Raw genomic sequence first — 25544 nt, 5'->3', positions numbered from 1 at the left:
AAACTCCAAATTTATACTCCTAATATACTTTCTGCTATGACGAAAATCACTAAATCATGATGTGAAACCTTTGTGAAATAATCCATAGGCCAAAATAAGTCTATTTTATGTTCTATAATGCAATAAAATGAGTTGTAATATTTGGTTTTTTGTACTTATATTTTGAATATGGAACGTTCCCGCTTGAAAATTTTAGTTGTTGATGACACCAAGACGAATATTGATGTGTTAGAGGGTATTTTATCTAATGATTATGACGTCTGTGTGGCGCTTAATGGAAAGAAAGCTATTGAACTTACGGAGAAGGTTAAGCCTGATTTAATTTTGCTCGATGTGATGATGCCCGAAATGGATGGCTACGAAACATTGAGGATTATGCGCGAAAAGAATATCTTGCAGGGTATTCCGGTTATTTTCTTGACGGCAAAGGCCGATAGCAAGAGTGAACAGATTGGGTTAGATCTCGGGGCCGTTGATTACATTACTAAGCCGTTTAACCCAGCTCTTGTGACGCTTCGAATCAAGAACCAGCTCCAGTTGAAACAACAGCGCGACCATTTGCACGAACTTGTAGATGAAAAAACTGCTGACCTGCGCAAAACTCTGAAAGTTATGCTTACAAGCCTTGGTTCTCTGGCGGAATATCGCGATCCAGAAACCGGTGAACATATCAAGCGCACCCAAATCATTGTACAGCGTGTTGCAGAAGAACTCAGCAAGAATCCTAAGTACACCAATACCATTACATCGGAATTTATCGATAACCTTGCAACGGCCGCACCGCTTCATGATATTGGCAAGGTCGGCATTCATGACCGTATTTTGCGCAAACCGGGATCCTTGACGCAGGACGAACGCGAAGTCATGATGCAACATCCGCAAATGGGTTATGACGTTTTGCAAGAAGCGACCAAGGAACTTCATGATAACCCGATGGTGCGGATTGCAGCCGAAATGGCGCTTGGCCACCATGAATACTGGAATGGCGAAGGCTACCCGAACCACAAGAAAAAAGACGATATTCCTATTGGCGCACGAATCATGGCTGTTGCTGATGTTTATGATGCGCTTGTGTCGAAACGTCCGTATAAAGATCCGTATCCGCACAATGTTGCTGTAAGCGAAATTATCAAGGGCCGTGGAACCCAGTTCGATCCGGATGTTGTCGATGCCTTTTTAGCGATTGCAGACCAGTTGCCTGAAATATACGAGGAATTCAAAGACACATCTTCTTCCGAGGAATGTAGGGATTGACGCATAGTCCGTTAAATGAAAAGAAACGCCACCTCAGCTGGCGTATTTCGCTCGTTTACACCATACCGATGCTCGTATTTACCATCGTGCTGGTGTTTGTATTTTCGAACTATCTTAAATCAACTCTTATTTCTTCTTCGTACAGTTCGTCGGAATCCAAGTTCCAGGACAAGACTGTACAGGACCTTGAATTGTTTTTCAGCCGCTTTGAAAAACAGTTTAAGCCGTTGCCTTTGATTCTACAGCATACAAAAGAATCTGAAATCAAGAAAGCTTTAAAAAAGCACCAGCAGTCATCGCCTTATGTTGTCGATACGTATTATGGTAATCGTAATGGCAAGTTTGTTTCGGCTAGGGATTTTAAGCTTGACGAAGGCAAAAAAGAATTCCGCATAAAGACATGGTATTTGGAAGCTTCAAGGCACAAGGGACTTGCTATAACAGGCCCTGAAATAAACAATATGGCCAAGAAGCGTGTGCTCACGTATTCATATCCGCTTTGGGACAAGAATCGGGATTTTATGGGAGCCGTTGCCCAAGACATTGATTTGCAAAAGGTTCGCCAATTGATGAGTGAATTTGCAAAGGTGGAAGGCGGCATTACAATGCTCGTGGGTTCCGAAAATGATAGTTTGTTTACGTATTTCCCGTACGAGACTAGTCTCCATAAAATTGTAGCGGATACGGTGGCGGGCCTTTTACACCTTGTCCAAGATGATATTCAGTTTGAAAGCTTGTCGACCGAGAATGTGACTCGTTTTGAAAAGACCGATGTCGAAAACCGTAAGTTGATTTTTATGGTCATGCCTCTGAAGGGTGTTCCTTTCTATGTAGTTCATGTGGTTCAGAAAAATAAGGTTGTCGCAAAGGTCCAAGAAAACTTATATGCGATTATCTTTGTTGTAGCTCTTGTTGTATTGGCGCTAATCTTTGTCACTTGGTTGATTGTCCGGTTCCTCTTCAAGCTGTTTATCCAGAAAGACTTGAACGAAAGTGTGAGTTCGAGTACCATGTTCGAAACGCTTTTGGGAAGCGATAACTTTAGAATTATATTGACGAACGATACGTTTGATATTCTTCATGCCAGTGCCTATTTCTCGGATTTCTTCAATAACGGTAATGATATCCGTGGCGAAATCTTGTGGAAATTCTTCCGCTCGGATCAGTTTAAGAAATTTGTCTATAAAGTTTCGAAGGGCGGCAAAATGCATGCTAGCGAACGACAGATTATTGTTCCGGTCAGAAGTTGCACGGGTGAAGATGCCTGGTGGAAGGTGATTTTCCAGTTCCTTGTCGAAGATGACGGTTCGATTCGTTATTTGTTCCTCATTTACGATGAAACTAGCGGTATTCAGAAAGATACGATTCTCGATACTATCATGCTTTCGGCGGGTAATTCCATTCTTGTGATTTTTGACAAGAATCGCAAAATCATGTATATGTCCAAGCAACTTGCCGATTATCTTGTTATGGACTGGAAGGATGTGATTGGCCAATCGCTTGAGAATATGCCCAAATGCGGGATGCCCGAAAACGTTGTCGCATCTTTGCAAAAGGCTTTTGATGAACAGGGTGTTTGGAAAGATACGTTTATGCTCCAGACGCTCAATTCGCATACGGATACGTGGTTCCGTGGTGAAGCTTGTACGCTCAAGGTTCAAGAATCTATTGTGGGCTATATGCTTTCGATGATTGATATTTCGGAAGTTGTTGCCGCTCGTGAAATTGCAGAACGTGCAACGCAGGCCAAGAGCGAATTCCTTGCGAACATGAGCCACGAAATCCGCACGCCGATGAATGCCATTATCGGTATGGCTCACTTGATTCAAGAAACGCAACTTGATGAACGCCAGCAAGGCTTTATTGAACGCATTAGCCATGCCGCAACATCGCTACTCGGAATCATAAATAATATTCTTGACTTTTCTAAGATCGAAGCGAACAAGCAGGACCTTGAAATTACGCAGCTTGTGTTGCAGGATATTATTGGCGAAGTGGCTGCCCTTGCCGAAGTGCGTATTGCTGGGCGTCCCATCGAATTGATTGTCGATGTGGATCCTGAAATTCCTGAAGTCTTGATGGGCGACCCGTTGCGTCTATCCCAGATTTTTACGAATCTCATCAACAATGCTACCAAGTTTACTGAAAGCGGCAGCATAACTCTAAAAATAAAGCAAGAACAAGTTATTGGAAATAACGTAAAACTTTCGTTCAGCGTGATTGATACCGGTATTGGCATGACGAACGAACAGTTGCACCATCTCTTTAATGCTTTTACGCAGGCTGATGGCTCTATTACGCGTAAGTATGGTGGAACGGGTCTTGGACTTGTGATTTCGAAATCGCTTGTTGAATTGATGGGCGGCCAATTGCAAGTCGAAAGTGAATATGGAAGAGGTTCCAGATTCTTCTTTACCATTATGCTTGCAATTGCTCCTCAGGCAACGGTACCAAAATGGAAATCTGTCAATACATTCAGGAATAAGAATGTCTTGCTCATTGATGATTGCAGCAGGCTTCGCGATGTGTTGAGGCATTACCTGACCAAGTTGCGCTGTGTTGTTGAAGAAGCAGCTTCTGTCGACGAAGCTCTTGACTTGATCCAGGCGCACGAAGAAGCGGGCGAGAGTCCGTACGATCTTTTCATTGTCGATTATCAGATGCCGATTGTGAACGGAATTGATTTTGTGCAGGGCCTTCCGCTTAAAATGAGAAAAATTCCGAAAATTCTCATGCACCCGATTCACTTTGACGAGAAAAATTACCACCTTGCCGAAGAAATTGGTTATAACAGCTGCGTTGCAAAACCGTTGCAGATTAGTTCCTTGCTCAGTTCCATGCAAGAAGCGTTCGAACAAAAGCTTACCTATCAAAAGGCGGTAAAGACCGAAAAGAACAAGATTTTCTTCAAGGAAGGAAAGATTCTCCTTGTCGAAGACAACCAAATGAACCAAGAATTGGCTGTGTCGCTTTTGAACAGCGTAGGCCTTGCTACAATGGTTGCGGCTAATGGTAAAATTGCACTGGATTTGCTGAAAATTGATGCTTTTGATTTGGTGTTGATGGATATCCAGATGCCAGAAATGAACGGCCTCGATGCAACGAGGGCTATCCGCAGTCGTTCTGATGAATATTTCAAGACCGTGCCGATTATTGCTATGAGTGCAAAGGCATTCCAAAAAGACAGGGACGATTGCATTAGCGCAGGCATGAACTCCTATATTGCAAAGCCGATTGACCCGAAAATGCTTTACGCCGAACTTGCAAAGTATTTGCCGGTTGCCGATAAGATGCCGATAGCACCAAGCGAAAATGAACCTGCAACAACACCGTCAAATGCCGATGATAATATTGTTGCCATGTTCCAGAAAGTACGCAATTTCGATGCTGCAGCAGGACTTTACCACGCAAATGACAACAAGAATTTGTACTTCAAGATTATACAGGGCTTTGTGCGCGATTATAGCGGTGAAGTGCAAAGGCTGAAAAAGACTTTTGAAAATGTCGACTATGAAGAATCGACACGCATAGTGCATACGATTAAGGGACTTTGCGGAACTATCGGTTCGTATCATGTACAAACGCTTGGCGTGATGCTTGAAAATTCGTTACTCAAGAAGGAACAGAATTACAGCGAGTTCCATGCGTTTGAAAAAGCTTTGGAAGAACTGATTGATGACTTGAAAGTTGTCATGCAAAATATTGCTTCGGAACAGTCTAATTCGGCTGTGGTTATTAAACATGTTGACCCTGAAGCATCAAGCAAACTTGCGAAAGCGATTGAAGAACTCAGGCCTGCGATAGAATCTTGTTCTTTGACTACTTGCAAGTGTATTTTTGAATCGCTTGACGAAATCATGTTTACGCAGGAACAAGATACGCTACTGCAAAAATTGCATAACCAAATAGACGATTACGACTTTACGACCGCTGAAACAACTCTCAAGCGCCTCGAAGAAACGTTGACATCTAGCGATTAGAATGTCATGCCCGTCTCCGAACGGGCAACTCCATCTCGTTTTATTAGAAAATCATTGTTGCGATAAACGCAAGCGCAATGATGATGGCTGCCGCTACGACGAGCGGACTAGCCTTTTTCTTCTTTTCCCCGAATTCATTTTCGATGATTTCATCGTAGTCGGGGAGGTCTAGGTCGCTGTATTCTGCGCCTTCTTTCCAGCCGGTGTTCTTGTCGCTCCCGCAATGGGGGCAGAATGTTGCGTTTTCTTTCAGTTCTGCGCCACAATGAGGACAAATCATGATTATTTCTCTGTTGCTTCTAGAACTTTAATTTCGCTAAACATGTCTGGGGCTTTTTCACGAATTTCTTTTTCGAGATTGTCGAGATCATCGCTCTTTGCGTTAAAACTCGATATTAAATTGCCCGTTGCCGTATGATACAGTTCTACGCCTATCGTGATTTTAGAACCATAAGTATTTATACGTGCTTGTGCAACATAATCGGCGGAAATATTTCTCCCAGTTTCAACGATACACCCTCCTTCACATTCTTCAATGGACTTGTCTGGTGGCAACATCGCTAAAATGTTTTCTCTTGTCATTATCAAATAATTTGCTTTGGTGGGTAAAACTCTTCTTGCTACTTCACGAAGAACATCTGTTAGATATAAGTTCTCGTTTTGTTTTATCACGCTATGTGAGACCGTCTCTAGAACGGCGACATATATGGTGTGACTTGGGGTTGCTTTTTTATTTTGATTTTCAGCAGCTGGGGCTTTTTTGATTTCTGTTTTTTCTTGAGATTCTGAAACGGTTGAGACTGTCTTTTTTTCTATAAATTTAAGAATGTCTGCGGATCCACGATAACAGGTGCTATAGTTGTTAGGCTTTTTTATATTCTTTATCTGAATGGCGTCGCCACCAATTTTACGACATTCTTTTGTAAATGTCTCCATCATGTCCGTAGAGTCGCAAATGAAAGTCTTTCCCGTATCGTCAAATTCAATAGATCCGATAACTTGAAATTCTCTATTGGGCTTTTCTGATTTTGAATATGTTTTAACGGCTTGTGAATCCGGAATAGGAGGATATTTTTTTATGATGTTTCTTGAAATTTTGGCGTAACTTTCGTCTGTAACAAATTTGATTATATTGGCTGATCCACGATAACAGGATGTAAAATCAGGTTCCTGCATTTCTGTAATCATAACAGCATCACCGCCAATTATTCGGCATGCTTTTGCAAAACCATTTGTCATATCTGAATATTCACATATGTACGTCTGCTTATCTATATTGAATGATGCTGTTCCTATAACAACATATTTTTGTTCGGGTTTTTTTGATGGTGAATAAATAAAAACTTTTTGCGAATCAGGTGTTGATGGGAGGGATTTGTATTTAGTGACGTTAGTTGTTGGTGGAGCGCAGTTTGTAAGAATTAAGGCGCTTAAAATAAAGAATATTTTTTTCATGAGTGTAAATATAAAAAACACCCCGGAAAAATCCGAGGTGATTGTAAACTTTTTGTTTGGATCCTATTTCACAAACAAAAACCGCGCGGTTTTACCCGCACGGTCTTGAAGCTTTTGTTTGAGAAGGCGCTCTCGCGCCTATTCCGTGAGCAACAAAGCCCCCGGTATTAACCGAGGGCGTTTGACGCTTTCAGCGTCCGCGGCTTCACTCGGTCATGAAATTATGCAAGCATAATTTCGCGACGCTCGTTTTGCACGCTTTTGCGAGAACTTGGCGATATCACATTTTTAATCTGCGATAGAGCCGAGCGGTCTCATTAGAGCTTGTTGTTAGAACCAAGCACATCCACAATCTTGTGCATGTACATCTTCTTCATGTTTTCACGAGCCGGCTTGAGGTACTGGCGCGGGTCGAAGTGTTCCGGATGTTCGTCGAAATACTTACGGATAGCGGCAGTCATAGCGAGACGGCTGTCAGAGTCGATGTTGATCTTGCAGACAGCAGAGCGAGAAGCTTCGCGGAGCTGTTCTTCCGGAATACCGACTGCATCCGGGAGCTTACCGCCGTGGGCGTTGATCGTGTCAACTTCGTCCTGCGGGACAGAAGAAGAACCGTGGAGCACGATCGGGAAGCCCGGGAGCTTTTTTTCGATGGCGTGGAGCACGTCGAATGCCAGAGGAGGCGGAACGAGCTTGCCCTGAGCGTTACGAGTGCACTGTTCCGGCTTGAACTTGTATGCACCGTGAGAAGTACCGATGGAGATAGCGAGGGAGTCGCAGCCCGTACGGGTAGCGAAGTCGATCACTTCTTCCGGCTTCGTGTAGTGAGAAACTTCAGAAGCAACTTCGTCTTCAACACCGGCGAGAACACCGAGTTCAGCTTCGACGGTAACGTCGTGAGCGTGAGCGTATTCAACAACCTTCTTGGTGAGGGCGATGTTTTCTTCGTACGGAAGAGCAGAACCGTCGATCATCACGGAAGAGAAACCGTTGTCGATGCAGTCCTTGCAGAGTTCGAAAGAGTCACCGTGGTCGAGGTGGAGCACGATCTGCGGATTTGCGCAGCCGAGTTCCTTGGCGTATTCAACAGCACCCTGAGCCATGTAGCGGAGGATGGTGCCGTTAGCGTAGTTACGAGCACCCTTAGAGACCTGCATGATCACCGGAGACTTGGTTTCAACGGCGGCCTGCACGATAGCCTGCATCTGTTCCATGGTGTTGAAGTTGAAAGCCGGGATAGCATAGCCACCCTTAACTGCCTTAGCAAACATTTCCTTGGTGTTAACCAAGCCGAGTTCCTTGTAAGAAACTGCCATTTGTTTTACCTCTTGTTTTTGATTGGCGACTTGCGCCGCCGGTTTAAAAGTTACGTGCCTTAATTTAGAAAAATCGAGCCTAATTAAAAGTCTTTTTTGAAAAAAACTCAATATTTTGCGCTATAAAAAAGACGACCCCGTCCCCATTCGCGGATCATGACCACATAAGAGCTAAAGCTCTAAGTGGTCAAAGAGCACCAGGGCCGGGGTGACAGTCGGGCTATAAAAAAGAGGCCCCGGCTCGGAGGCCGGGGTGACACACTGGGAGAGACTTCAAAATCAGAAAGTCCAATTACTTCACTTTCTGCGTACGGTCCGTGATAACAAGGTCCACGCGGCGGTTCTTCTGGCGACCTTCCTTGGTGGAGTTGTCCGCAATCGGCATGGTCATGCCGAGGCCCTTGGCGGTGAGGCGTGTTTCTGCAATGCCTTGTTCCACGAGGAAGTTCATCACGTTTTCGGCACGCTGCTGAGAAAGCGTCATGTTGAATTCTTCGGAACCGGTATTGTCGGTGTTGCCTTCGATGGACACGTCAAACTGCTGGTAAACGGAGAGGATACCGGCAATCTTGGCAAGGCTTGTCATGAGGTCGGTCTTCAAGGTGGCACGGCCCACGTCGAACAAAATGTCGGACATCGAAAGGATGATACCGCGAGCGTCCTTCGTCACCTGGATCATCTGGGACTGGAGGGCGTTTAACTTGTCCATAGCTTCGTTCTTGCTGGCTTCGAGCTTGTCTTTTTGGGCCTTGATGGCCTGCTTTTCGGCTTCGAGGTCCGAAACTTTACCGCTACGGGCTTCGCCAATCTGTTCCTGGATAGCTTCGATGGTGCTGTTTGTGGCAGCGCGCTTTTCCCAGTTTTCAGCAATGTGGTTCTGGATAGCTTGGGTTTCACCCTGGAGTTTTGCAATTTCTGCGTATTTTTGGCAGTTTTCTAAGAATGTCGGAATCAGCTTGGACTCATCGTCGTCTGCATAAATAGTTTCGAGGGCATTGAGTGTGCCATAGCCTTCGGCAAGCGTAAGCTTTGCTGCGTAAGCATTGGACGGCAAATTGGTTTTTGCATTGTCGAGGGCGAGTCTGCACTGGTCAACAGGCGTAACAGAAGGTGCGTCTGCTGCAAAACTCATGGAAGCGGCGAGGGCGCCGAGTGTCAAAATCTTAATCGTCTTCATCTATGCGGCTCCTTACTTCTTGGTTTCCTTTTCGAGAATGCTCTGGTACAAGACCTTGCGTTCTTCATCGGCGCGGAGAGATTCTTCGAGTTTCTTGTCTTCGTTTTTAGCCTTTTCGTTTTCGGATTTGGCTATGGCGAGTCGCATTTCGAGTTCGCTCTGTTCTGCAAGCGCTTGGGCTTCTTCAATTTTACCGTCTTCTTTCAGGGCCTTGGCTGCAACAAGTTTAGAGTACGAGTTCGATGTCATGCTTGCATCGAGCTTGTTTTCATTGACGAGTGAGCGCGTTGCATCGGCTTGTCCAAGGGAACGGTTGATTCCGCTCTGGCTTCCCGAGCAACCGGTAAGGGCCGCGAGGGCGAGCGTTAAAGAACATGCGAATAATTTAGCCTTCATTGGGGCTTCTCCTATGATTAATAATCCGCGCTAAAATTACATTTTGGTTTATTACATAGTTCTTGCATCTGCAAAAAAACTTTTTTACTTGCTTATATATATGGAATAGAGTAAATTAAGAATGTGTATAGGAAGGGCTTTTATGGATATTTTTCAAAAAAAAACAAGTTTTATAGGAATTTTTTCCTTCCTGCTTCCGTTGTCTAGTGCTTTTGCTGGCAACGTTGAATACCATCTGAACAAATCTGCCAATCCGACTCAAGATGAACGCGAAGCTTATGCGCTAATCGAAGCCGCAATGGATTCGGCGGTTTATTTGTACAATAAATATTCTGACCTTTCAAAGCATATCGAAGTTTATTACAGCACGGGCGTTCCGACTGCAGAAGCGAGCAGTAATGGGGACCTTCGTTTTGGCAAGGATCGCAATTACATGTTCGTCGGGACCGCCATGCACGAGATGGCGCATACCATGGGCATGGGGACGACTTCGGAATATCAGTCGATGATGAGCGGGGGTGTGTTCAAGGGTGAAAAGGCTCAAAAGGTTATCAAGGAAATTGATGGGCCGGATGCTGTACTCAAAGGCGACAGCCAGCATTTTTGGCCGTATGGTCTCAATTACCGTAGTGAAGTCCATTCGGAACAGGACCTTATTAATCACGTGAAAATCGTGAATGCCATGTACCAGGACATTTTCAAGGAAGCGTTCTACATGCAGGGGAGGGTCGTGTCTCTCGTCGATGAAAAAACTTGCATGGGGATTACGTCATCCAATGCTCTTGAATTGATGAGCTGCGCTGATACGGCGACTTTCGTGAAAATTTATTCGATAGGCGATAATCCTGTGACTTACCGCATCCAGCTCGGAAACCGCGTGGTCGATATCCCGAACGAATCGACGGCGGAAGGCGTTGTCGCATCGACTTATGGTTACAACGGCGGTGCCCACCAACGTTACGTGTTTGAAAAGGCCGGCGCGCCTAGAGCAAACATGTCGAATGTCTATTTCCTCAAAAATTTCAAAAGCGGACTTTATTTGCAGGCCGTTGGAAAAAATGTGGTTCAGAATAAGTTTGTTCGATCTGCAAGTTCGATACCGCAGTCCGATTTCATTTGGCAAATTGTAGAAGCGGGGCAGGACTCCTCTTCAAAGGATGGGCCGGTGTCTATTGCCAAACGAAGAATTCCTAATAAAATTTCGGATGTTTCTGTGCCATCGCGTTTGTTCGATGCTTTAGGGCGTGCTGCCGGCCAAATTCGTCGCGGTGTAACGTCGAGAATCTTGAAAAGCAATTAAATCAAATTTCACTGGATACTTTGTGGCTATTCGCCACTCAGAATGACGATGACAAATCGTTCGTCATTCTGAGGGACTTCGTCCCGAAGACTACCTTAAAAGGCGAACGTTGCAGCCATGCTCGCATGGCTATAACCGAGCCAAAGAGGTTGGGGCTTATAGTCCCATCCAGTTAAGTTGACTCCTTCTCTTGACTTGCACGTCATTGTGCAAGCGCATGACTGCGTCGGTTCTCTTATGCAAGTATAAATACTTGCGCAATCGAACCTTGCACGTCATTGCGAACGGTTTTCTCACGTCATTGCGAGCGAAGCGAAGCAATCTAAACATTCCGACTCTCCGGAGCTGGGATTTTTTTTGTCATTCCCGCGAAAGCGGGAATCTCCTTTTTTTGCTTTTGTTTGAATAATTTTACACAATATTTAGGAATGCAAACGATGAAAAAAGCGTGTTAATATAACGGTAGGGGATGTTCCTTTACTCGCGGTACTATGCTCCGCGCAAAAAATTTTAGAACCTGCAAACAGGATGTTTGCGAAAAGGAACAATTTATGTCTGAAAATGAAAGGAAGGATAACGGAACGCCTGAATCCGCTATTCGCGATATCGCCAAAGAATTCAACGTCATTGTCGATTCTGTGAAAGACGACAAGAGTGACTTTGTCCATGACCGTTATTTTAGGTTTGCCTTTGCTGAACCGAAGCGGATGGCGGAGCTCCTAACGCTCTTCTCGCGTCATAACCCCACGCTTAAGGCGTTCCTTGAAACTATTGATCTCAAGACACTCCGTGGATCGAAGGAAAATTTCTCTAGCGACAAACATACTGGTTCTGCAGACCTCGTTTTTGAGGCGAACCTCAAGAATGGTGGCGTTACGGGGCTTTACGTGGGGATTATCGCTGAACATAAATCTACGAACAAAGATGATGTGCTCTTGCAAATTTCGGAATATTACCATCACCTTTTCCTAGAGCGCAAGAAGGATGTGCCCGTAGTCGCGTTCATCGTCTATAACGGCGAAAAGGGCTGGAACCCGCTTGCGCAGGGCCGCTTTGAAGACTACCCCGAATACTACCGCGATATCGGCTATCCCTTTAAAGTGGAATTTCTGGATGTGGGCCACGCTATCGATGATGCTGAACTGAAGGACTTTTCTCCCATCACCCTTGTCGCTTTAACAGCAATGAGATATATTTGGGATGTCGAGAAGTTCTCCGTTTCTTTCCGCGAGGCGGCTCTGCACCTTTTGAAGATGCAAAATACCGACGAGGGGAGGGATTTCATCAAACAGTCGCTTTCGTACTTTTTCTGGAAGTGGCCTTACAAGAGCGAGGTAATCAAGATGGATAGTCCGGAAGCGTTGAAAAACAAGGGTTACGAAACGTTCGGCGAGCATTTTTTCAATGCCGGTGTTGAGCAGGAACGTAAGAAGAACGAAATCGAAAGTGCTGCCCGCGATAAGAAGCTTGCAGAATACCTGCAATCAATAGGCGTTTCTGCGGAAGATGTTGCCACAGCCCTCGCCATTAAGTAGCTCTGTTTGTTTGAGATATCCTCGGTCTTGGAGCCGGGGATTTTCCATCCCTTGCCGATGCGACTCTCGGCTTAGTATATTTGGAATGTCTAAGGGTAGGGATAATCAAGATGGACGCCATGGGCAATCGGGCAAACAAAGCTCGCGGTGCCTACTACGGGAAGGCTGCTTCTGCCCGTCATCCTGAACGATAGTGAAGGAGGTTGATTAGTCATTCGGTCAAGTATAACCTTGGATACTTCGTGGCTATTCGCCACTCAGTATGACGATGAAGCAAAAAAAGACCGCTCGAAAGCGGTCTTTTTTGAAGTCTTATTTTTCGAAGATTAGAATGCGTCGGCTGCTGCGTCACTTGCTTCAGCAACTGCTTCTGCAGTCGGAGCAACTTCTGCAACGGAAGCCTTTACAGCTTCTTCAGTCACGTCATTAACGCCCTTTTCAACCATCGTGAGCTTATGTTCCTTGAAACGGTTCATAGCAATAGTTGTCGGCTTCTGGGTGAGCTGGATGTAACCTTGCTTGGACTGATTGTTAATGAAGCGGGCTTCATGAGCCATCATGACAACGGCACGGAAAACCGAGCCCTGGCATTCTTCACTAGCATAGATATCATCAAGATAAACTCTTTGAGATTCAGCCATTAGGTACCTCGAAAAACTTTTAGAAGAGGGAGAGGGATTCGAACCCTCGTTACCGTAAGGTAAACACGCTTTCCAAGCGTGCGCCTTCAACCACTCGGCCATCCCTCCATTAGGATGTGCGCCAATTATAACTTATTTTTTTTCGTTTGTCAAGGGATTTGTGCCTAAAAATCAAAAAAAGTGAAAATTTTTAGGTTTTTGGGGTAAAATAAAGCCCGCGTGGACGCGGGCTTGAGCATTAATTAATTTCAGGTTTATAATTTGCTCAGTTCATCCCATACGACTTGCATCAAGGGCTCCAACGTTTTTGGCGTGAAATCGAACTTGATGTTGGCCGTAGCGAACAGTTCCGGTAACGGACGACTGCTGCCCAGGCTTTCGGCCTTGAACAAATCGTCAATTGCCTTCTGCGGGTCCTTCTTGAAGTTAGCCCACACTTGCAAAGCGCCAATCTGTGCGATGCCGTATTCTATATAATAGAACGGGCATTCGAACAGGTGAAGCTGCTTTTGCCAAAGGTTTTTGCGCACTGCTTCAAGGCCACTGTAATCCACTCCGGCATCGTAGCGGTCCATGATTTCGCTCCAAATATCGCTGCGGTCTTCGGCGGTATGTTCCGGGAAGTTGTACAGACGGTGCTGGAAACTGTCGATGCTTGCGACCCACGGGAACAGCCAAATCACATCGGCGAGTTCGCCTTCGGTGCTGCGGACAATCGCTTCGTGATCGTCGCCGTAGAACGGCTTCAGATTCGACATGCCGATGAGCTCCATGCTCATGCTTGCGACTTCGGCAAATTCGGCAGGAACATCGCGGTAGGCAAAAATCGGTTGCTTTGCAAGAGCAAACTGGTGGAACGAATGTCCCGATTCGTGCAACAGCGTGTAAATGTCGCGGTCCGTATTTGCGGAATTCATGAAGATGAAGGGGAGGCGGCTTTCGTCAAAACCGATCTGGTAACCGCCGGGGGCTTTCCCTAAACGGCTATCCGGGTCGATCAACTTTTTGGCCTGCATTTCTCGCGCCCACTTGCCTGCTTGCGTGTGGATGCTTTCGAAAATGCTGTCGACCTTTTCGATGAGTTCATCACCGCTTTGGTACGGCTTGAGAGGCGGTCTGTTCAGCGGGTCTACATCTAAATCCCAAGGGCGCAACTTGTCGAGCCCCATCTTCTGGGCGCGGCGCTTGTACATTTCCTTTTGCAGCGGGAGCACGAACTTTTCGATGCTCTCGTGGAAATTTTCGCAGTCAGCCGGGGTATAGTCAAAGCGATGCTTTGCAAGGAAGATATAGTCGATAAAATCCTTGCAGTGAGCATTTTTCGCAATTTGTTTTCGGATACCGAACAACTTGTCGTAAGATTTATCAAGCGCTTCCTTGTCCTTAAGGCGGCGTTCCCACATGGCTCTCCAGGCACGTTCGCGGAGGTCGCGGTCGGTCTTTTCCATGTAAGCAGCGAGCTGTTGCATGGTCTTGACTTCACCGTTGAACTCGACACTCATGCCGCCTGTGATTTTCTGGTACGCCTGAATCGCTTTGTTTTCTTCGGTTTCAAGTGGAATATTGTCCGGAGAGAACAGGTCTAGCGAAACTTGAACGCCCTTGAGCCATTCGCCAAATTCATCCTTAAGGCTATCCTTTGACGGGTGCGCCATGAGCTTGCGGTTCAGCTTGTCATCGTATTCAATCATGAGAGGTTGAATATTTTCGACGAACTGTTCGTAGGCTTTTGACGCCTTCTCGTCGCGGGTATCACAAGTCATTGCTACATAACGCCGTGAACTTACTTCGCCGAGTACCGATTCGAGTTCGCTCCAATCCAAAACCCATTGGCGGAGTTTGTCTTTATTGACCGGAATATCGCGTTGCAAGAGGGAGCGATATAATCTTGATATTTCTTTTTCGTCGTCCGGATTTAAATTTTCCGGAACAAAATTGCGTTTTGTCATATATGTTTTTTTATTGTATTACTTAGCTAATTTTCCGAGCCACTTGTTCACGAGAAGATCGAACAATCTGTCGCGGACGAGGTTCTGGAGTTTTTCGACATCTTCGGGCTTTACGTCTCTCTTGATTTCGAAGTCCTGAGAAACCGGTTCACCACCTTCGGTGAGGGATACATCGATAAAGCCTGCGATACCGTAGTACTGGATTTCTTTAAACTTGAAGATCTTTGCATCCAACGGGAATGCTGCGTTGAAGTGGAGGTCGTTGTCGCCCGGAGCAAGTCTGATGGTGTCCTTGAGAGTAAGCGGAACCGTAACGAGCGTATCGAACTTGATTTCGATTTGAAGCTTGTTGATCCACAAGGTATCCTTGCCCGTGTTGTTGGCGTTCAGGTAAACATCAAAGTTGGCGTTACCAAGATTCTTGTTGATGATGTTCTGAGACAAGTCCTTGACCAACATGATGGCCTTCGGATTCGGCAAAAAGCCGTTCATGCCGTTATTCACGAGTTCCATAACGTCATCGTAAACATCGACGTTATCAAAGGTGAGATCCTTGTATTCAATCTTTGTCTTGATGAGGACTTTAGCGGCCTGAATCTTTTTGAGAATCGAGCAACCGGTGAATGTCGTTGTCACAAGTGCTAGTGCTCCTGCAATCAAGAGTGATAATGTGAGGCGTGAGAATTTGGTTTTCATATTTATCTCCTTGTTTAAATTCGTTATTTATTATAAAAAATTATTTGCAACTTTGTCAGTTGGATCTAAATTCTGTGAGTGTTTGAATAAGCTTTTGTACGTCGATTGGCTTTGCAAGGTGGCCATTCATGCCTGCATCGAGGGCGTTTTTCTTGTCTTCTTCGAATGCATTTGCGGTCATGGCAATGATGGGAATGTTCGATTTTTGCGGGTCGTTTAGCGCACGGATTTCCCTTGTGGCTTCGTAGCCGTTCATGTGCGGCATTTGGACATCCATCAAGATGAGTTCGTATTGTTGCGGTGATGAATTGCGGATTTTTTCGACTGCAATGTCTCCGTCTTCGGCGGTATCGACTACAATGCCGTTTTCTTCCAGAAGTTCCTGTGCTATTTCGCGATTCATTTCGTTGTCTTCGACTAGCAGTACGTGCATGCCTTTGAGCGATTGGGGTTTCACGTCAATCTTCTCGATAACGTTGGCTGTCGCTTCCTTGCTCCATTTCATGGGAATGGAGAATGTGATTTTGGTGCCTTTGCCTTTTTGCGATTCAATATCGATTGTGCCGTCCATCAAGTCGATGAGCTTTTTCACGATAGTCATGCCAAGGCCAGTTCCTTGGATGTTGCTAACGGTTGTGGACGTCTCGCGGGTGAATTCATCGAAAATATGTTTTTGGAATTCAGGCGTCATGCCGATGCCGGTGTCTTCGACAACCATGGTGTATAGGCCATAGCCTTCGCGGTCGCACTGGTGCTCGTTTACGGTGCAGTTGATGCATCCGCCTTCGAGTGTGTATTTGATGGCGTTTCCGATAATGTTTGCCGTAATTTGGTTGATGCGGTCGCTGTCGATAGAGACGAACCTGTGCTCAACGTTCGCGATTGTTGCCGTGAACCGGATTCCCTTGGATTCCGCATGCGTGCCATAAGTTGTCATGAGCGCGGTAATGACATTTTGAATGTCGCATGTTTGTTCTTTCAGAGTGATTTTCCCTGATTCGATACGCGACATTTCTAGCACTTGGTTCACTAGCGAGAGCAGTTGCTTGCCGGCAATGTCAATTTTATCCAGGTATTCCTTGACCATTTCCGGTTCGTCAAGATGTTTCTTGGCCATGGCGGTAAAGCCGGTTACCGCGTTCATCGGAGTGCGAATGTCGTGCGACATGTTGAACAGGAATGTCGTTTTGGCTTTGCTTGCATCGCGTGCGGCTGCCAATGCGAACGAAAGCTTTTGATTCGCTTCGATTTCTTTGGATTTTTCTGCTGTGATGTTTCTGAATAAAATAATTCCTTTGTAAACAACGTTTAATTTTACTTGGACTGGAATGTAGGCCATCGTGAAGTATTCGGGGCATCCATCCGGTATTGTACTTCTGAATACGACGCTCGAAATTCTTTTGTGAATTTTGCGTTCCTTAATAACGGTTTCAAAGAAATGCCTGAAATCATCTCCGTTTTGCAGGTCGTCGTTTATTTGTATAAAACCTTGTTCGAGGTCGTCCAGGTTACCTTTTTTCGGAAATGGCAAGGCCATTGAGGAGAGGTCTTCATAGGTCCCGTTTTCGGCATCGACGTAAATCATTGCTCTTGCGATTTCGCTTTCTGCCTTGGCGATATAGCCGGCAAAGTAGTTTTCGCGGGATTCAACCCGCTTGATGTAGAACTGGATGAGCAATAGGTAGATTATGTAGCCCACGAATATGACGATGAGCAAAAATTGCAACATTCGGCCGGCTTTTATGCCCATGGAATAGAGGCTTTTGGCTGCTTCTGTCGGAAAGTTTGAATAAACGCAAAGTGGAACTGTTTGGAGCGGCGCGATGTAGCCATGAATTTCGTCCGTGTCGCCTTTGAACGTATAACTTGAAGGCGTGCGGGTAGTGTAGGCGCGAATTATGTTGTTCCTGTTCTCGTTATCAAATTGCGCAGTGTAAAGGAAACTCTTGAAACTGTGTCGAGTTTGGCCTTGAACCGAGGTTTGTTGAATTTTCATGGATTCAAGGGAAATAAAGCTTTTACCTTCGGTGTTGACTATTCCCGCTGAGGCGCTTGCGCCGTAGACTTTATATTCGAGGAGCCTTGTGATTGTTTTTTCATCAAATGAGGATGATAGGATGCCGACAACTTTTCCCTGAATTTGTACGGGTGCATAGAATACAATGTTCGCCATGGATGAGTTTGTGGGCATAATGACGTATATACCGCTATTGCCGTTCATTCCTTCGTTAAAGAACCATTTGTCGCCGGAATAGATTGTATCGTTTGATGAAGTCCGTGTTTGACCGGTGGCGTCGGTGAAGTGCACGTGGTCGAATTGCACCATCTTTTCGAGGGCGGCGAGGTAGTCTCCGCTTAATCTGTTGCTTTCAGCATCGTCCGAGCTCAGATTTGCTAGTGCTTCGATGGATTTGACTGAGTTCGAGAAAATTTCATCGAGCTTGCTTGCCATTGCAAGTGTGATATCTTTGATATAGTCTTTATTGCGCGCCGTGACTGCTATTTTGTCTTCTTCTTGGAACGTAGAAAAAGCCGCGAGGGCCCAATAGACTACAAGAATAAGGGGAGCGAACCTTATTATCGAGTACTTTAGTCGCCTGTTTTTCTTTTTTGTTTTCTGAAAGTTTTGCACAAAGCTCCCCATACTATATCATTTCGTATCAATAGAAATATAAACTAAATATTGCGATTATTGCTTTAAATTGCGGAAAAAAGGTAAGTCGAACTTTGGAACAGAAAGTTTTTTCAGATGTAAATCAATTTTTTTATGATTTTTTTGTCAAGAATAGTCTTTTCTTCGAAAATAATGTAGTTTTCTTTTGGACAATTATTCCAACTTGGAATATCGAAAAATCAAGGAATTTCAATGAATCGTTACGATCTTGTATTGCTGGGTCTCATTTTGGAGCACGAACGCAGTGGGTATGATATCATCACGGAAATTCGTGACCGTGAACTCGACCGCTGGGCGAAGATTAGCACCTCGACTGTCTATAACAGACTCATTACGCTTGAAAAGAATGAATGCATTGTCGGTCATTCCGAACGCGACGGAAACCGCCCAGAACGTATGGTGTTCAACATTACGGATAAGGGTAGGGAAGTTCTCCGCAAGGAAGTGCTCAAGCATTTGACCGGCTTTAACGATGACCCGCGTACACTTGGTTTTGCGTTCCTTTATGGTGCCGAGAACAAGGAAGTCATCCGTACGCTCGAGGTGCACGAACGTAGACTTGTTCAGGAAATTGAAAATCTTGAAAAGATGATTGCCGAAGAACCGCGCCCGACTCTTTACCCCGAAGGCCCGTTCCTCAACTGCATGAGCCGCGACCACATTTTGGTGGAACTCAAGTATGTGCGTGCCGCTATCGGTATCTTGCGCGACCCGGTCCGCAGCCAGAAACTTGGCGGATATTTCTATATCAATTTCGGTAACCGCGATTTTGAAGATTTTAATCAGAAGAAAGAGGAATAAGGTGTGAACTCGGGGCGTTGCCTTTTACTTTCTTGTCTAAATTCTATATTTACCGCGAAAAATTGTTAATGGTTCCTGAGCTACGGTCTTAACCACTAGCCACTAACCACTAATCACTTTTTAACAACCCCTCTCTAACGGAGATAAAATGGCTACAAAAACAGTGAAGAAGAGCGCTGCAAAGAAGGCTCCGGCTAAGAAAACCGCTAAGGCTTCTGCCGCTAAGTATGGCTACTTTGATGACGCTGCAAAAGAATACGTGCTCACCACCCCGGCAACCCCGATCAAGTGGTGCAACTACGTCGGTACTCTCAATTTCGGCGGTATCGTCGATACGACCGGCGGCACTCTCGTTTGCAAAGGCGACCCGGCTCTCAACCGTATCACCAAGTACATTGCACAGATGCCGTGCTCTGACTTCAAGGCCAGCACTATCTACATCCGTATCAAGGATGGCAAGAACTACAAGATTTTCTCCCCGTTCTACGTTCCGACTCTCGTCAAACTCGACAAGTGGGAATGCCACGTGGGTCTTTCCTACATGCGTTGGATTGCCGAAGTTTACGGCCTCCGCGTTCAGGTGACGATTTTTGTTCCGACGGGCTCCAACACTCTCCTCCAGGACATCCAGGTGACCAACATCGCCGGTGGCGCTAAGGAAGTGGACATCATCCCGGTTTATGAATTCAGCCACTTCGAAGCTGAAAAGCAGCTCACGAACGCCGACTGGGTTCCGCAGACCATGACCCTCAAGGGCCACTGGGAAAAGGACGGCCACGTTGTTTTGGAACAGTACGCTTACATGAAGCGCGACTACGCCGTGAACTACGTTACTGCTGACTGCAAGGTCGGTAGCTTCGATGGCGACCGCCGCGTGTTCCTCGGCCAGAACGAAATGGGCTCCTGGGCAAATCCGCTCAGCCTCCAGAACAAGGAACTTGCTAACAGCGAATGCGACCGTGGCGACAACATCGCTGCTCTCATGATCCACGCTGGCAAGATTGCGGCCAAGAAGACTTTCCGTACCTGCACCCAGCTCGGTCAGGAACAGAGCCTCAAGGTTGCAGCCAAGGCTATCAAGAAGTACCGCGATCTCAAGAACGTGGACAAGGCTTTCGAAGAACTCGCAAAGTTCTGGGAAAACTACCTCTCTACAATCCAGGTGAACACTCCGGATGCAGCATTCAACTCCATGGTGAATGTGCACAACCCGCGTCAGTGCCACACCACCAAGAACTGGAGCCGCTACCTGTCCCTCTACCAGTTGGGCTACGGCACCAGCCGCGGTATCGGTTACCGTGACTCCAGCCAGGACCTCATGGGCGTCATGAGCCACATGCCGGAAGAAGCTCTCGTTCTTACGAAGAACCTCCTCTCCGTGCAGCGTCCTGAAGGTAACGCTATGCACCAGTATGCTCCGCTTGCCCTCGAAGAAGATAACGGCAACGAAGCTAACGCCGGTGACTCCCGCGAAAAGAAGGGCGTGCTTGATGAAAATGGCAACCCGGCTTACGCAGACTGGTACGGCGATGACCACCTCTGGATTGTCCTCACTGTTGCTAACTACCTCAGAGAAACCGGCAAGATGGAACTCCTCGATGAGGAAATTCCGTTCTACGAAGCTGGCAAGAAGCGTGCTCAGCGTGAAAAGGGCACTGTCCTCGAACACTTGAAGCGTTCTCTCAAGTTCTCTCGCGAACACCTCGGCAAGCACGGTCTGCCGCTCCTCGGCTTTGCTGACTGGAACGACTGCATGAACCTCCCGCTCGGTGCAGAATCTACGTTCAACACTGCTTTGTACGCAAAGGCTTTGCTCGAAATGATGGGCATTGAAGAAGCTCTCGGCGACAAGGAAGCCGTTGAAATGTACAAGGGCTGGTACGAAGATGTCAAGAAGGCATTCAACGACAGCGCTTGGGACGGCAAGTGGTGGACTCGTTGGTTCGACAAGGATGGCAACGGCTACGGCGTTTCCTCTGCCAAGTACGGCAAGATTTACTGCAACGGCCAGTCTTGGCCGGTCATCTCCGGCATTGCATTCGGCGACCGCGCTGTGCAGGGCATGGACAGCTTGAACAAGCTCCTCAACACCAAGTACGGCGTGAAGAGCTCTACTCCGGGTTACCGTGGCTTTGAACCGGCTGTTGGTGGCATCTCCACCTATCCTCCTGGAGCAAAGGAAAACGGCGGTATCTTCCTCCACACGAACCCGTGGGTGATGATTGCCGAAACGATCCTTGGCCGTGGCGACAAGGCTTTCGAATACTACTGCCAGATCAACCCGGCTTCCAAGAACGGCATCCTCGACATCTTCGAATCTGAACCGTATTGCTATCCGCAGAACATCCTCGGTGACGAACACAAGCAGTTCGGTATGGGCCGTAACGCATGGCTCTCCGGCACAAGCTCTTGGACATACCAGGCTGCAACGCAGTTCATCATCGGTATCCGTGCAAGCTTCGATGGCCTCGTTGTCGATCCTTGCATCCCGAGCGCATGGGCTGGCTTCGAAGCTACCCGTAAGTTCCGCGGTGCTACCTACCAGATCACCGTGAAGAACCCGAACCACGTCTGCAAGGGTGTGGCTAAGATGGTTGTTGACGGTCAGGAAATCGATTCCAACGTCGCACCGGTCTTTACGAAGGGTATCCACAAGGTCGAAGTCACTCTCGGCTAATTTGAATTATAACCGTCGTGATACGGCGTTACTCGCTCCCTCACGTACGCTTTGTACGCTATGGGGGCTCGCGCCTTGTCTCACTCGGTTCTAATCCAAATTGATTTTTAGGTCTGCTTCAAACGAAGCAGACTTTTTGTTTTGCTCTCGCTAGGCTCTCTGTGTTTCTTGATAGAGGATGTCATCCTGAGCGAAGAACCGTTAGGTTCGTAGTCGAAGGATCCAGAACCGAATTTAAATGTCCGCTTCTGATGAAGCGGATATTTTTTGTGTTTTGAGTAAATGAATTATATATTGTAAGTATGATTAGAATTTTTCGTGTATTTTTCCTGCTTTTAGTATTTCTCGTGTGTAGCTATGCTGCCGAAGATCAATTCTCTGGCATGACTCCTGCTATGCAGAAGTTCATTAATCCCTATATGGAAAGGGCCAAGGCAACGTTCCCTGCGGTCAAGCAGAAGTATATTGCAGGCGACTATGTTCGCGAAAATCGGTCCATGTATGTGCAGATAGACATTAAGGCCAAGGATGGAACAAAGGAAATGGCCTTTATTAGGGTAATCAAGTGCGCTGGCTCGCATTTTCAAGGAATTCTTGCCAATACGATGTACTATGTCAAGGAATACAAGAATGGCGATACGCTCTCGTTTAGTGAAAATCAAATCGTTAATTGGGTCGTAGTGGATGCTGAAGGCAACGAAGAAGGCAATTATGTAGGGAAGGCCATCGATGCGTACCTATCTCAAAAGGTGGGTATCTTTTTTGAGGCTGTCTATCGGAAAGGGCAATTCACAGTCTTTTACCGAGATGCAAAGGATCGAAAACAAAATAGCGTAGACGGGATTATTCCTGAAAAAGTCATTGCTCAGATTGCGGAGCGTCTAAAGGCTGGTTTTGAGAAGAAAAAGCGTGAAGGAACCACCTTCGAGGAAGGGAAGCCGTTTTTCTCCTATGGAATCTACGATTGCCATACTGGTGCAATAGAACCTTAATTTAAAACGTATCTTATCCTGAAATTCGCATATAAACGCACAGCACGCGGCTCACGGTATAGCCGGACTTGAGGAGAGACTTGAGCATGGGCACGACGTTTATGGTGCAAATCCAGTCGCTATCATCAAATTTACCCTTCCAGCTTTTGGGCGAGCCGTTATCGAATACGTCCTTGATCATGGAATCGTAATAGGGGAGGTACTTGACGGAGATGACGTCTTTCAAAGATTGATTGACGACTTCGTCTGTTTTGGCAAAGCCGGAATCTGTGGCGAACGCGTTGTTGCACCCGAGAATGGTGAAGTTGCGGTCTACCCAGAATATACCGATGTTCGGGAAGTTGAAAAGCGAGTTTATTAGAGATCCTTCGACGCCACTCTTCATGAGGAATGGAATTTCGGGAGATGTTTCGACGCGGCGGGCGGAACCCATCATCACGATGCGGTCTTCGTCGTCGGGGGCGAGGTGCCCACGGAAATCGTACCACACGAGGTTCTTTTCGCTATTCCAGCAACGTATTTTGAGCGTGCCAAAGCGTGCGTTTTCATTGGCGAGGCGATTCAGCTGGCTCTGTTCATCGAGCAAGTGGCCTTTGTCGTCGTATGCTGCTTCGCCACCAGCTTTCATCATGCATTCGTTCATCACGCGTTCGAGCAACTTGAAATCGTCTTCAGGCATGAGTGATTCTACGTCGACAACACCTCCAGAACGAGGAACATCACGATAGTCGTCGTCCATCATCGGAGTGAGCAAAAATAGCTGACGGCTTTCGAAATCGAATTTCCACAAAAAGTCGCCGGTATTGCGCAGTAAAGACTTGAGCTTTGTCTCGGCTTCATCAAGGCGATGCTGGTTTTCGACGGTGTTCGATATATTCTTGATCAAGCAGATGTAACGGGATTCGTCCATGGAAAGTCGCTGGTGTTTACAGCGCATTTCGAACCAAAGCATCGTACCGTCATCGCGCTTATACGAAAACATGAACGGCATTTCGGGGTGCTTGTCGATATCGTCAAAATAAAGCTTGAGACGAGCCCAGTCCTTAGGCGGCAAAATGTCTCTGAACAGACGGTCTTTGCTCAAGTTGTCAAAGAGCGGGTCCGACATGAACTGCGGCAGTGAGCTGATAAATTCAAACTTGTCCGAAAGTACGACGATGAACTCACCCAGGTTACCCGCAAAAAGCGTGTAAAGCCGTTGCCTTTTCCAGTAGTCGAGCAACAGCAAAATGGTGACAATCAATAAAAGCAATAGCACGGTGCAGATATAGCACCAGCCCACAGACCAGTCAATAGAGTTCATCATACGTTTATAAGATAATCAATTTTACAAGGACTATGCAAGAGGGTGAAATGATTTTAAGTCAAGTTGGGTTGCAATCTGTATAATCGGGACTATATATTTCCGATTTTTTTTGTAGCTTTTGTGTTGCAAATGATTTTATCTAACCCCCTGTTGCCTAATATTTGATGTTTGAAACTAAGACTTCTGCAAAAATGAATATGTTCTTTTCGTTATTGCGTTCTGCGATGACGAAATCCGTTCCTGACTGCCCGATTTCTCCAGAGAAATGGGGTAATGTGTATAGCTATGCTGTTCAACAACGAGTTGTGGGACTAGAATTTCAGGGAATTCGCTTACTGCCGGCTTCTGATCGTCCTCCTCGTCCGCTTTTTCTAAAGTGGGCTTGTGCAACGGAAACGATTCAAGGGCAAAATCAACTGTTGAATGGTGTCGCCGCTCGTTTGACGGAAATGTTTGCTGCCGAAGGTTTCCGTAGCGCCATCCTTAAGGGACCTGCCAATGCAAGACTTTATCCTGATCCGTTTGTTAGACAATGCGGTGATATCGATATTTGGGTCGAAGGCGGTCGACAAAAAGTGCTTGATTTGCTGAAACGCATGGGGTTGTTAGAAGATTTTCCCAAAATTAGCTGGTTCGATTATAAAACTTATCGTAAAGAACTTCATAAATGTTTGACCCATTTTTCACCGCATCATTTTCATTTGCATCAAAAATTTGATGGTGTTGCGGTTGAGGTTCATTATAGGCCGGCTTCTTCAGTTTTCAATCCGTTTGCAAATAGACGATTGCAACGTTATCTGGAAAACGAAATCAAAAATATTGAACTTGTTCCGGAAGGGTTTTATGTCCCTTCTGTAAAATTTGCTTTGGTTATGCAACTAGAACATATCCATCGTCATTTTTTCGAGTCGGGTATAGGTTTAAAGCATCTCGTAGATTATTATGTGCTTTTGCAGAATGCTTCGGAAAGTGAGTGCGCTGAGGTATCTTCGGTGTTGCGTCGTTTTGGGGTGTACAGGACCGCTTCTGCTTTAATGTGGGTGTTGGAATATATCTTTAAGCTGGATGCTCAAAAAATGATTTGTGAGCCGAACCGTAAATTGGGGATGATTTTTTTACAGGAAGTCGTTAAAGGTGGGGCTTTCGGTAGCTTTGCACCAAGGCAAAAGCGCAATGCTTTTATAAGATGGTTTGCAAGAATGCATCGTCCTTTGCAATTGTTTATGTTTGACCCGATAGAAGTATTTTGGAGCTTTATCAATAATTGGGTTGAATTTGTGCATTTGATTCCAATTCGCCTTAAGGCTCGGAAGTTCTCTTTGAAAGCGTACTGGTCTTAATTGTATAGACTTTTGGGATTTATATAAAAACACCTCTGCTGAAGCAGAGGTGTTT

18 protein-coding genes and 1 tRNA gene are annotated in these 25544 nt (G+C 46.0%); 8 read left to right on the top strand and 11 right to left on the bottom strand.

The annotated features are described in order from the left end of the window. The first annotated feature begins 168 nt into the window (after positions 1-168). A complete protein-coding gene (locus tag BUQ91_RS05805) occupies positions 169-1254 on the top strand; it encodes an HD-GYP domain-containing protein (RefSeq protein WP_072828446.1) in 1086 nt (361 codons plus the stop codon). Then, positions 1251-5234: a response regulator gene (locus tag BUQ91_RS05800; protein WP_074208490.1), complete on the top strand. Its 3984-nt coding sequence runs from the start codon at positions 1251-1253 to the stop codon at positions 5232-5234. The genes BUQ91_RS05805 and BUQ91_RS05800 overlap by 4 nt, the downstream gene beginning before the upstream one ends. A 43-nt stretch (positions 5235-5277) precedes the next feature. Here BUQ91_RS05800 and BUQ91_RS05795 read toward each other — a convergent pair whose 3' ends face one another. The 5 genes from BUQ91_RS05795 to BUQ91_RS05775 all read right to left on the bottom strand — a co-directional run bounded on the left by BUQ91_RS05795 (position 5278) and on the right by BUQ91_RS05775 (position 9578). After that, positions 5278-5514, bottom strand: a complete 237-nt coding sequence (locus tag BUQ91_RS05795; RefSeq protein ID WP_074208489.1) for a zinc ribbon domain-containing protein — start codon at positions 5512-5514, stop codon at positions 5278-5280. A 2-nt stretch (positions 5515-5516) separates the two neighbouring features. Continuing rightward, entirely contained in the window at positions 5517-6689 is a 1173-nt protein-coding gene (locus BUQ91_RS05790; protein WP_074208488.1) for a hypothetical protein, read from the bottom strand. Between the two features lie 317 nt (positions 6690-7006). Then, on the bottom strand, positions 7007-8005 hold the full coding sequence (locus BUQ91_RS05785; protein ID WP_074208487.1) for a class II fructose-bisphosphate aldolase: 999 nt from the start codon (positions 8003-8005) through the stop codon (positions 7007-7009). Between the two features lie 292 nt (positions 8006-8297). Beyond that, positions 8298-9182 (bottom strand): OmpA family protein, encoded by an 885-nt coding sequence (locus tag BUQ91_RS05780; protein ID WP_074208486.1) that lies wholly within the window; start codon positions 9180-9182, stop codon positions 8298-8300. A 12-nt stretch (positions 9183-9194) separates the two neighbouring features. Further along, positions 9195-9578: a hypothetical protein gene (locus BUQ91_RS05775; RefSeq protein ID WP_072828456.1), complete on the bottom strand. Its 384-nt coding sequence runs from the start codon at positions 9576-9578 to the stop codon at positions 9195-9197. Between the two features lie 142 nt (positions 9579-9720). Here BUQ91_RS05775 and BUQ91_RS05770 point away from each other — a divergent pair, with 142 nt between their 5' ends. Together BUQ91_RS05770 and BUQ91_RS05765 are read left to right on the top strand one after the other, a co-directional pair. Next, positions 9721-10878 carry an RICIN domain-containing protein gene (locus BUQ91_RS05770; RefSeq protein ID WP_074208485.1) on the top strand — a complete coding sequence of 386 codons (1158 nt, stop codon included), beginning with the start codon at positions 9721-9723 and terminating at the stop codon, positions 10876-10878. Positions 10879-11429: 551 nt separating this feature from the next. Continuing rightward, positions 11430-12413, top strand: a complete 984-nt coding sequence (locus BUQ91_RS05765; protein ID WP_175566606.1) for an Rpn family recombination-promoting nuclease/putative transposase — start codon at positions 11430-11432, stop codon at positions 12411-12413. Between the two features lie 326 nt (positions 12414-12739). On the opposite strand, the gene BUQ91_RS05760 is transcribed toward BUQ91_RS05765, so the two are convergent. The 5 genes from BUQ91_RS05760 to BUQ91_RS05740 all read right to left on the bottom strand — a co-directional run bounded on the left by BUQ91_RS05760 (position 12740) and on the right by BUQ91_RS05740 (position 18151). After that, positions 12740-13054, bottom strand: a complete 315-nt coding sequence (locus BUQ91_RS05760; RefSeq protein ID WP_072828464.1) for a hypothetical protein — start codon at positions 13052-13054, stop codon at positions 12740-12742. A 23-nt stretch (positions 13055-13077) separates the two neighbouring features. Next, a tRNA-Ser gene (locus tag BUQ91_RS05755) sits at positions 13078-13162 on the bottom strand. 146 nt (positions 13163-13308) lie between these two features. After that, on the bottom strand, positions 13309-15003 hold the full coding sequence (locus BUQ91_RS05750; RefSeq protein ID WP_074208483.1) for a M3 family oligoendopeptidase: 1695 nt from the start codon (positions 15001-15003) through the stop codon (positions 13309-13311). Positions 15004-15021: 18 nt separating this feature from the next. Further along, positions 15022-15699, bottom strand: a complete 678-nt coding sequence (locus tag BUQ91_RS05745) for a hypothetical protein (RefSeq protein WP_072828472.1) — start codon at positions 15697-15699, stop codon at positions 15022-15024. A 55-nt stretch (positions 15700-15754) separates the two neighbouring features. Continuing rightward, positions 15755-18151: a response regulator gene (locus tag BUQ91_RS05740; RefSeq protein ID WP_175566605.1), complete on the bottom strand. Its 2397-nt coding sequence runs from the start codon at positions 18149-18151 to the stop codon at positions 15755-15757. A gap of 414 nt (positions 18152-18565) precedes the next feature. Between BUQ91_RS05740 and BUQ91_RS05735 the strand changes: the two genes are divergently transcribed. The 3 genes from BUQ91_RS05735 to BUQ91_RS05725 all read left to right on the top strand — a co-directional run bounded on the left by BUQ91_RS05735 (position 18566) and on the right by BUQ91_RS05725 (position 22843). After that, positions 18566-19174: a PadR family transcriptional regulator gene (locus tag BUQ91_RS05735; protein ID WP_072828485.1), complete on the top strand. Its 609-nt coding sequence runs from the start codon at positions 18566-18568 to the stop codon at positions 19172-19174. 148 nt (positions 19175-19322) lie between these two features. After that, on the top strand, positions 19323-21851 hold the full coding sequence (locus tag BUQ91_RS05730) for a glycoside hydrolase family 94 protein (protein WP_074208481.1): 2529 nt from the start codon (positions 19323-19325) through the stop codon (positions 21849-21851). Between the two features lie 302 nt (positions 21852-22153). Next, the gene (locus BUQ91_RS05725; RefSeq protein ID WP_074208480.1) at positions 22154-22843 is read left to right on the top strand and encodes a DUF2314 domain-containing protein; all 690 of its coding nucleotides are present in this window, start codon (positions 22154-22156) and stop codon (positions 22841-22843) included. Positions 22844-22856: 13 nt separating this feature from the next. Here the strand turns inward: BUQ91_RS05725 and BUQ91_RS05720 are convergent, their stop codons facing one another. Next, complete coding sequence (locus tag BUQ91_RS05720; protein WP_074208479.1) at positions 22857-24149, bottom strand: PAS domain-containing protein; 1293 nt, start codon at positions 24147-24149, stop codon at positions 22857-22859. Positions 24150-24340: 191 nt separating this feature from the next. On the opposite strand from BUQ91_RS05720, the gene BUQ91_RS05715 reads away from it, so the two are divergent. Beyond that, entirely contained in the window at positions 24341-25489 is a 1149-nt protein-coding gene (locus BUQ91_RS05715) for a nucleotidyltransferase domain-containing protein (RefSeq protein ID WP_175566604.1), read from the top strand. The last annotated feature ends 55 nt before the right edge of the window (positions 25490-25544 follow it).

The sequence above is a fragment of the Fibrobacter sp. UWB11 genome (genome assembly GCF_900143015.1).
Taxonomy (GTDB): domain Bacteria; phylum Fibrobacterota; class Fibrobacteria; order Fibrobacterales; family Fibrobacteraceae; genus Fibrobacter.
Note: the sequence above shows the minus strand (reverse complement) of the source record. Positions and strands in the feature narration are given on the sequence as shown.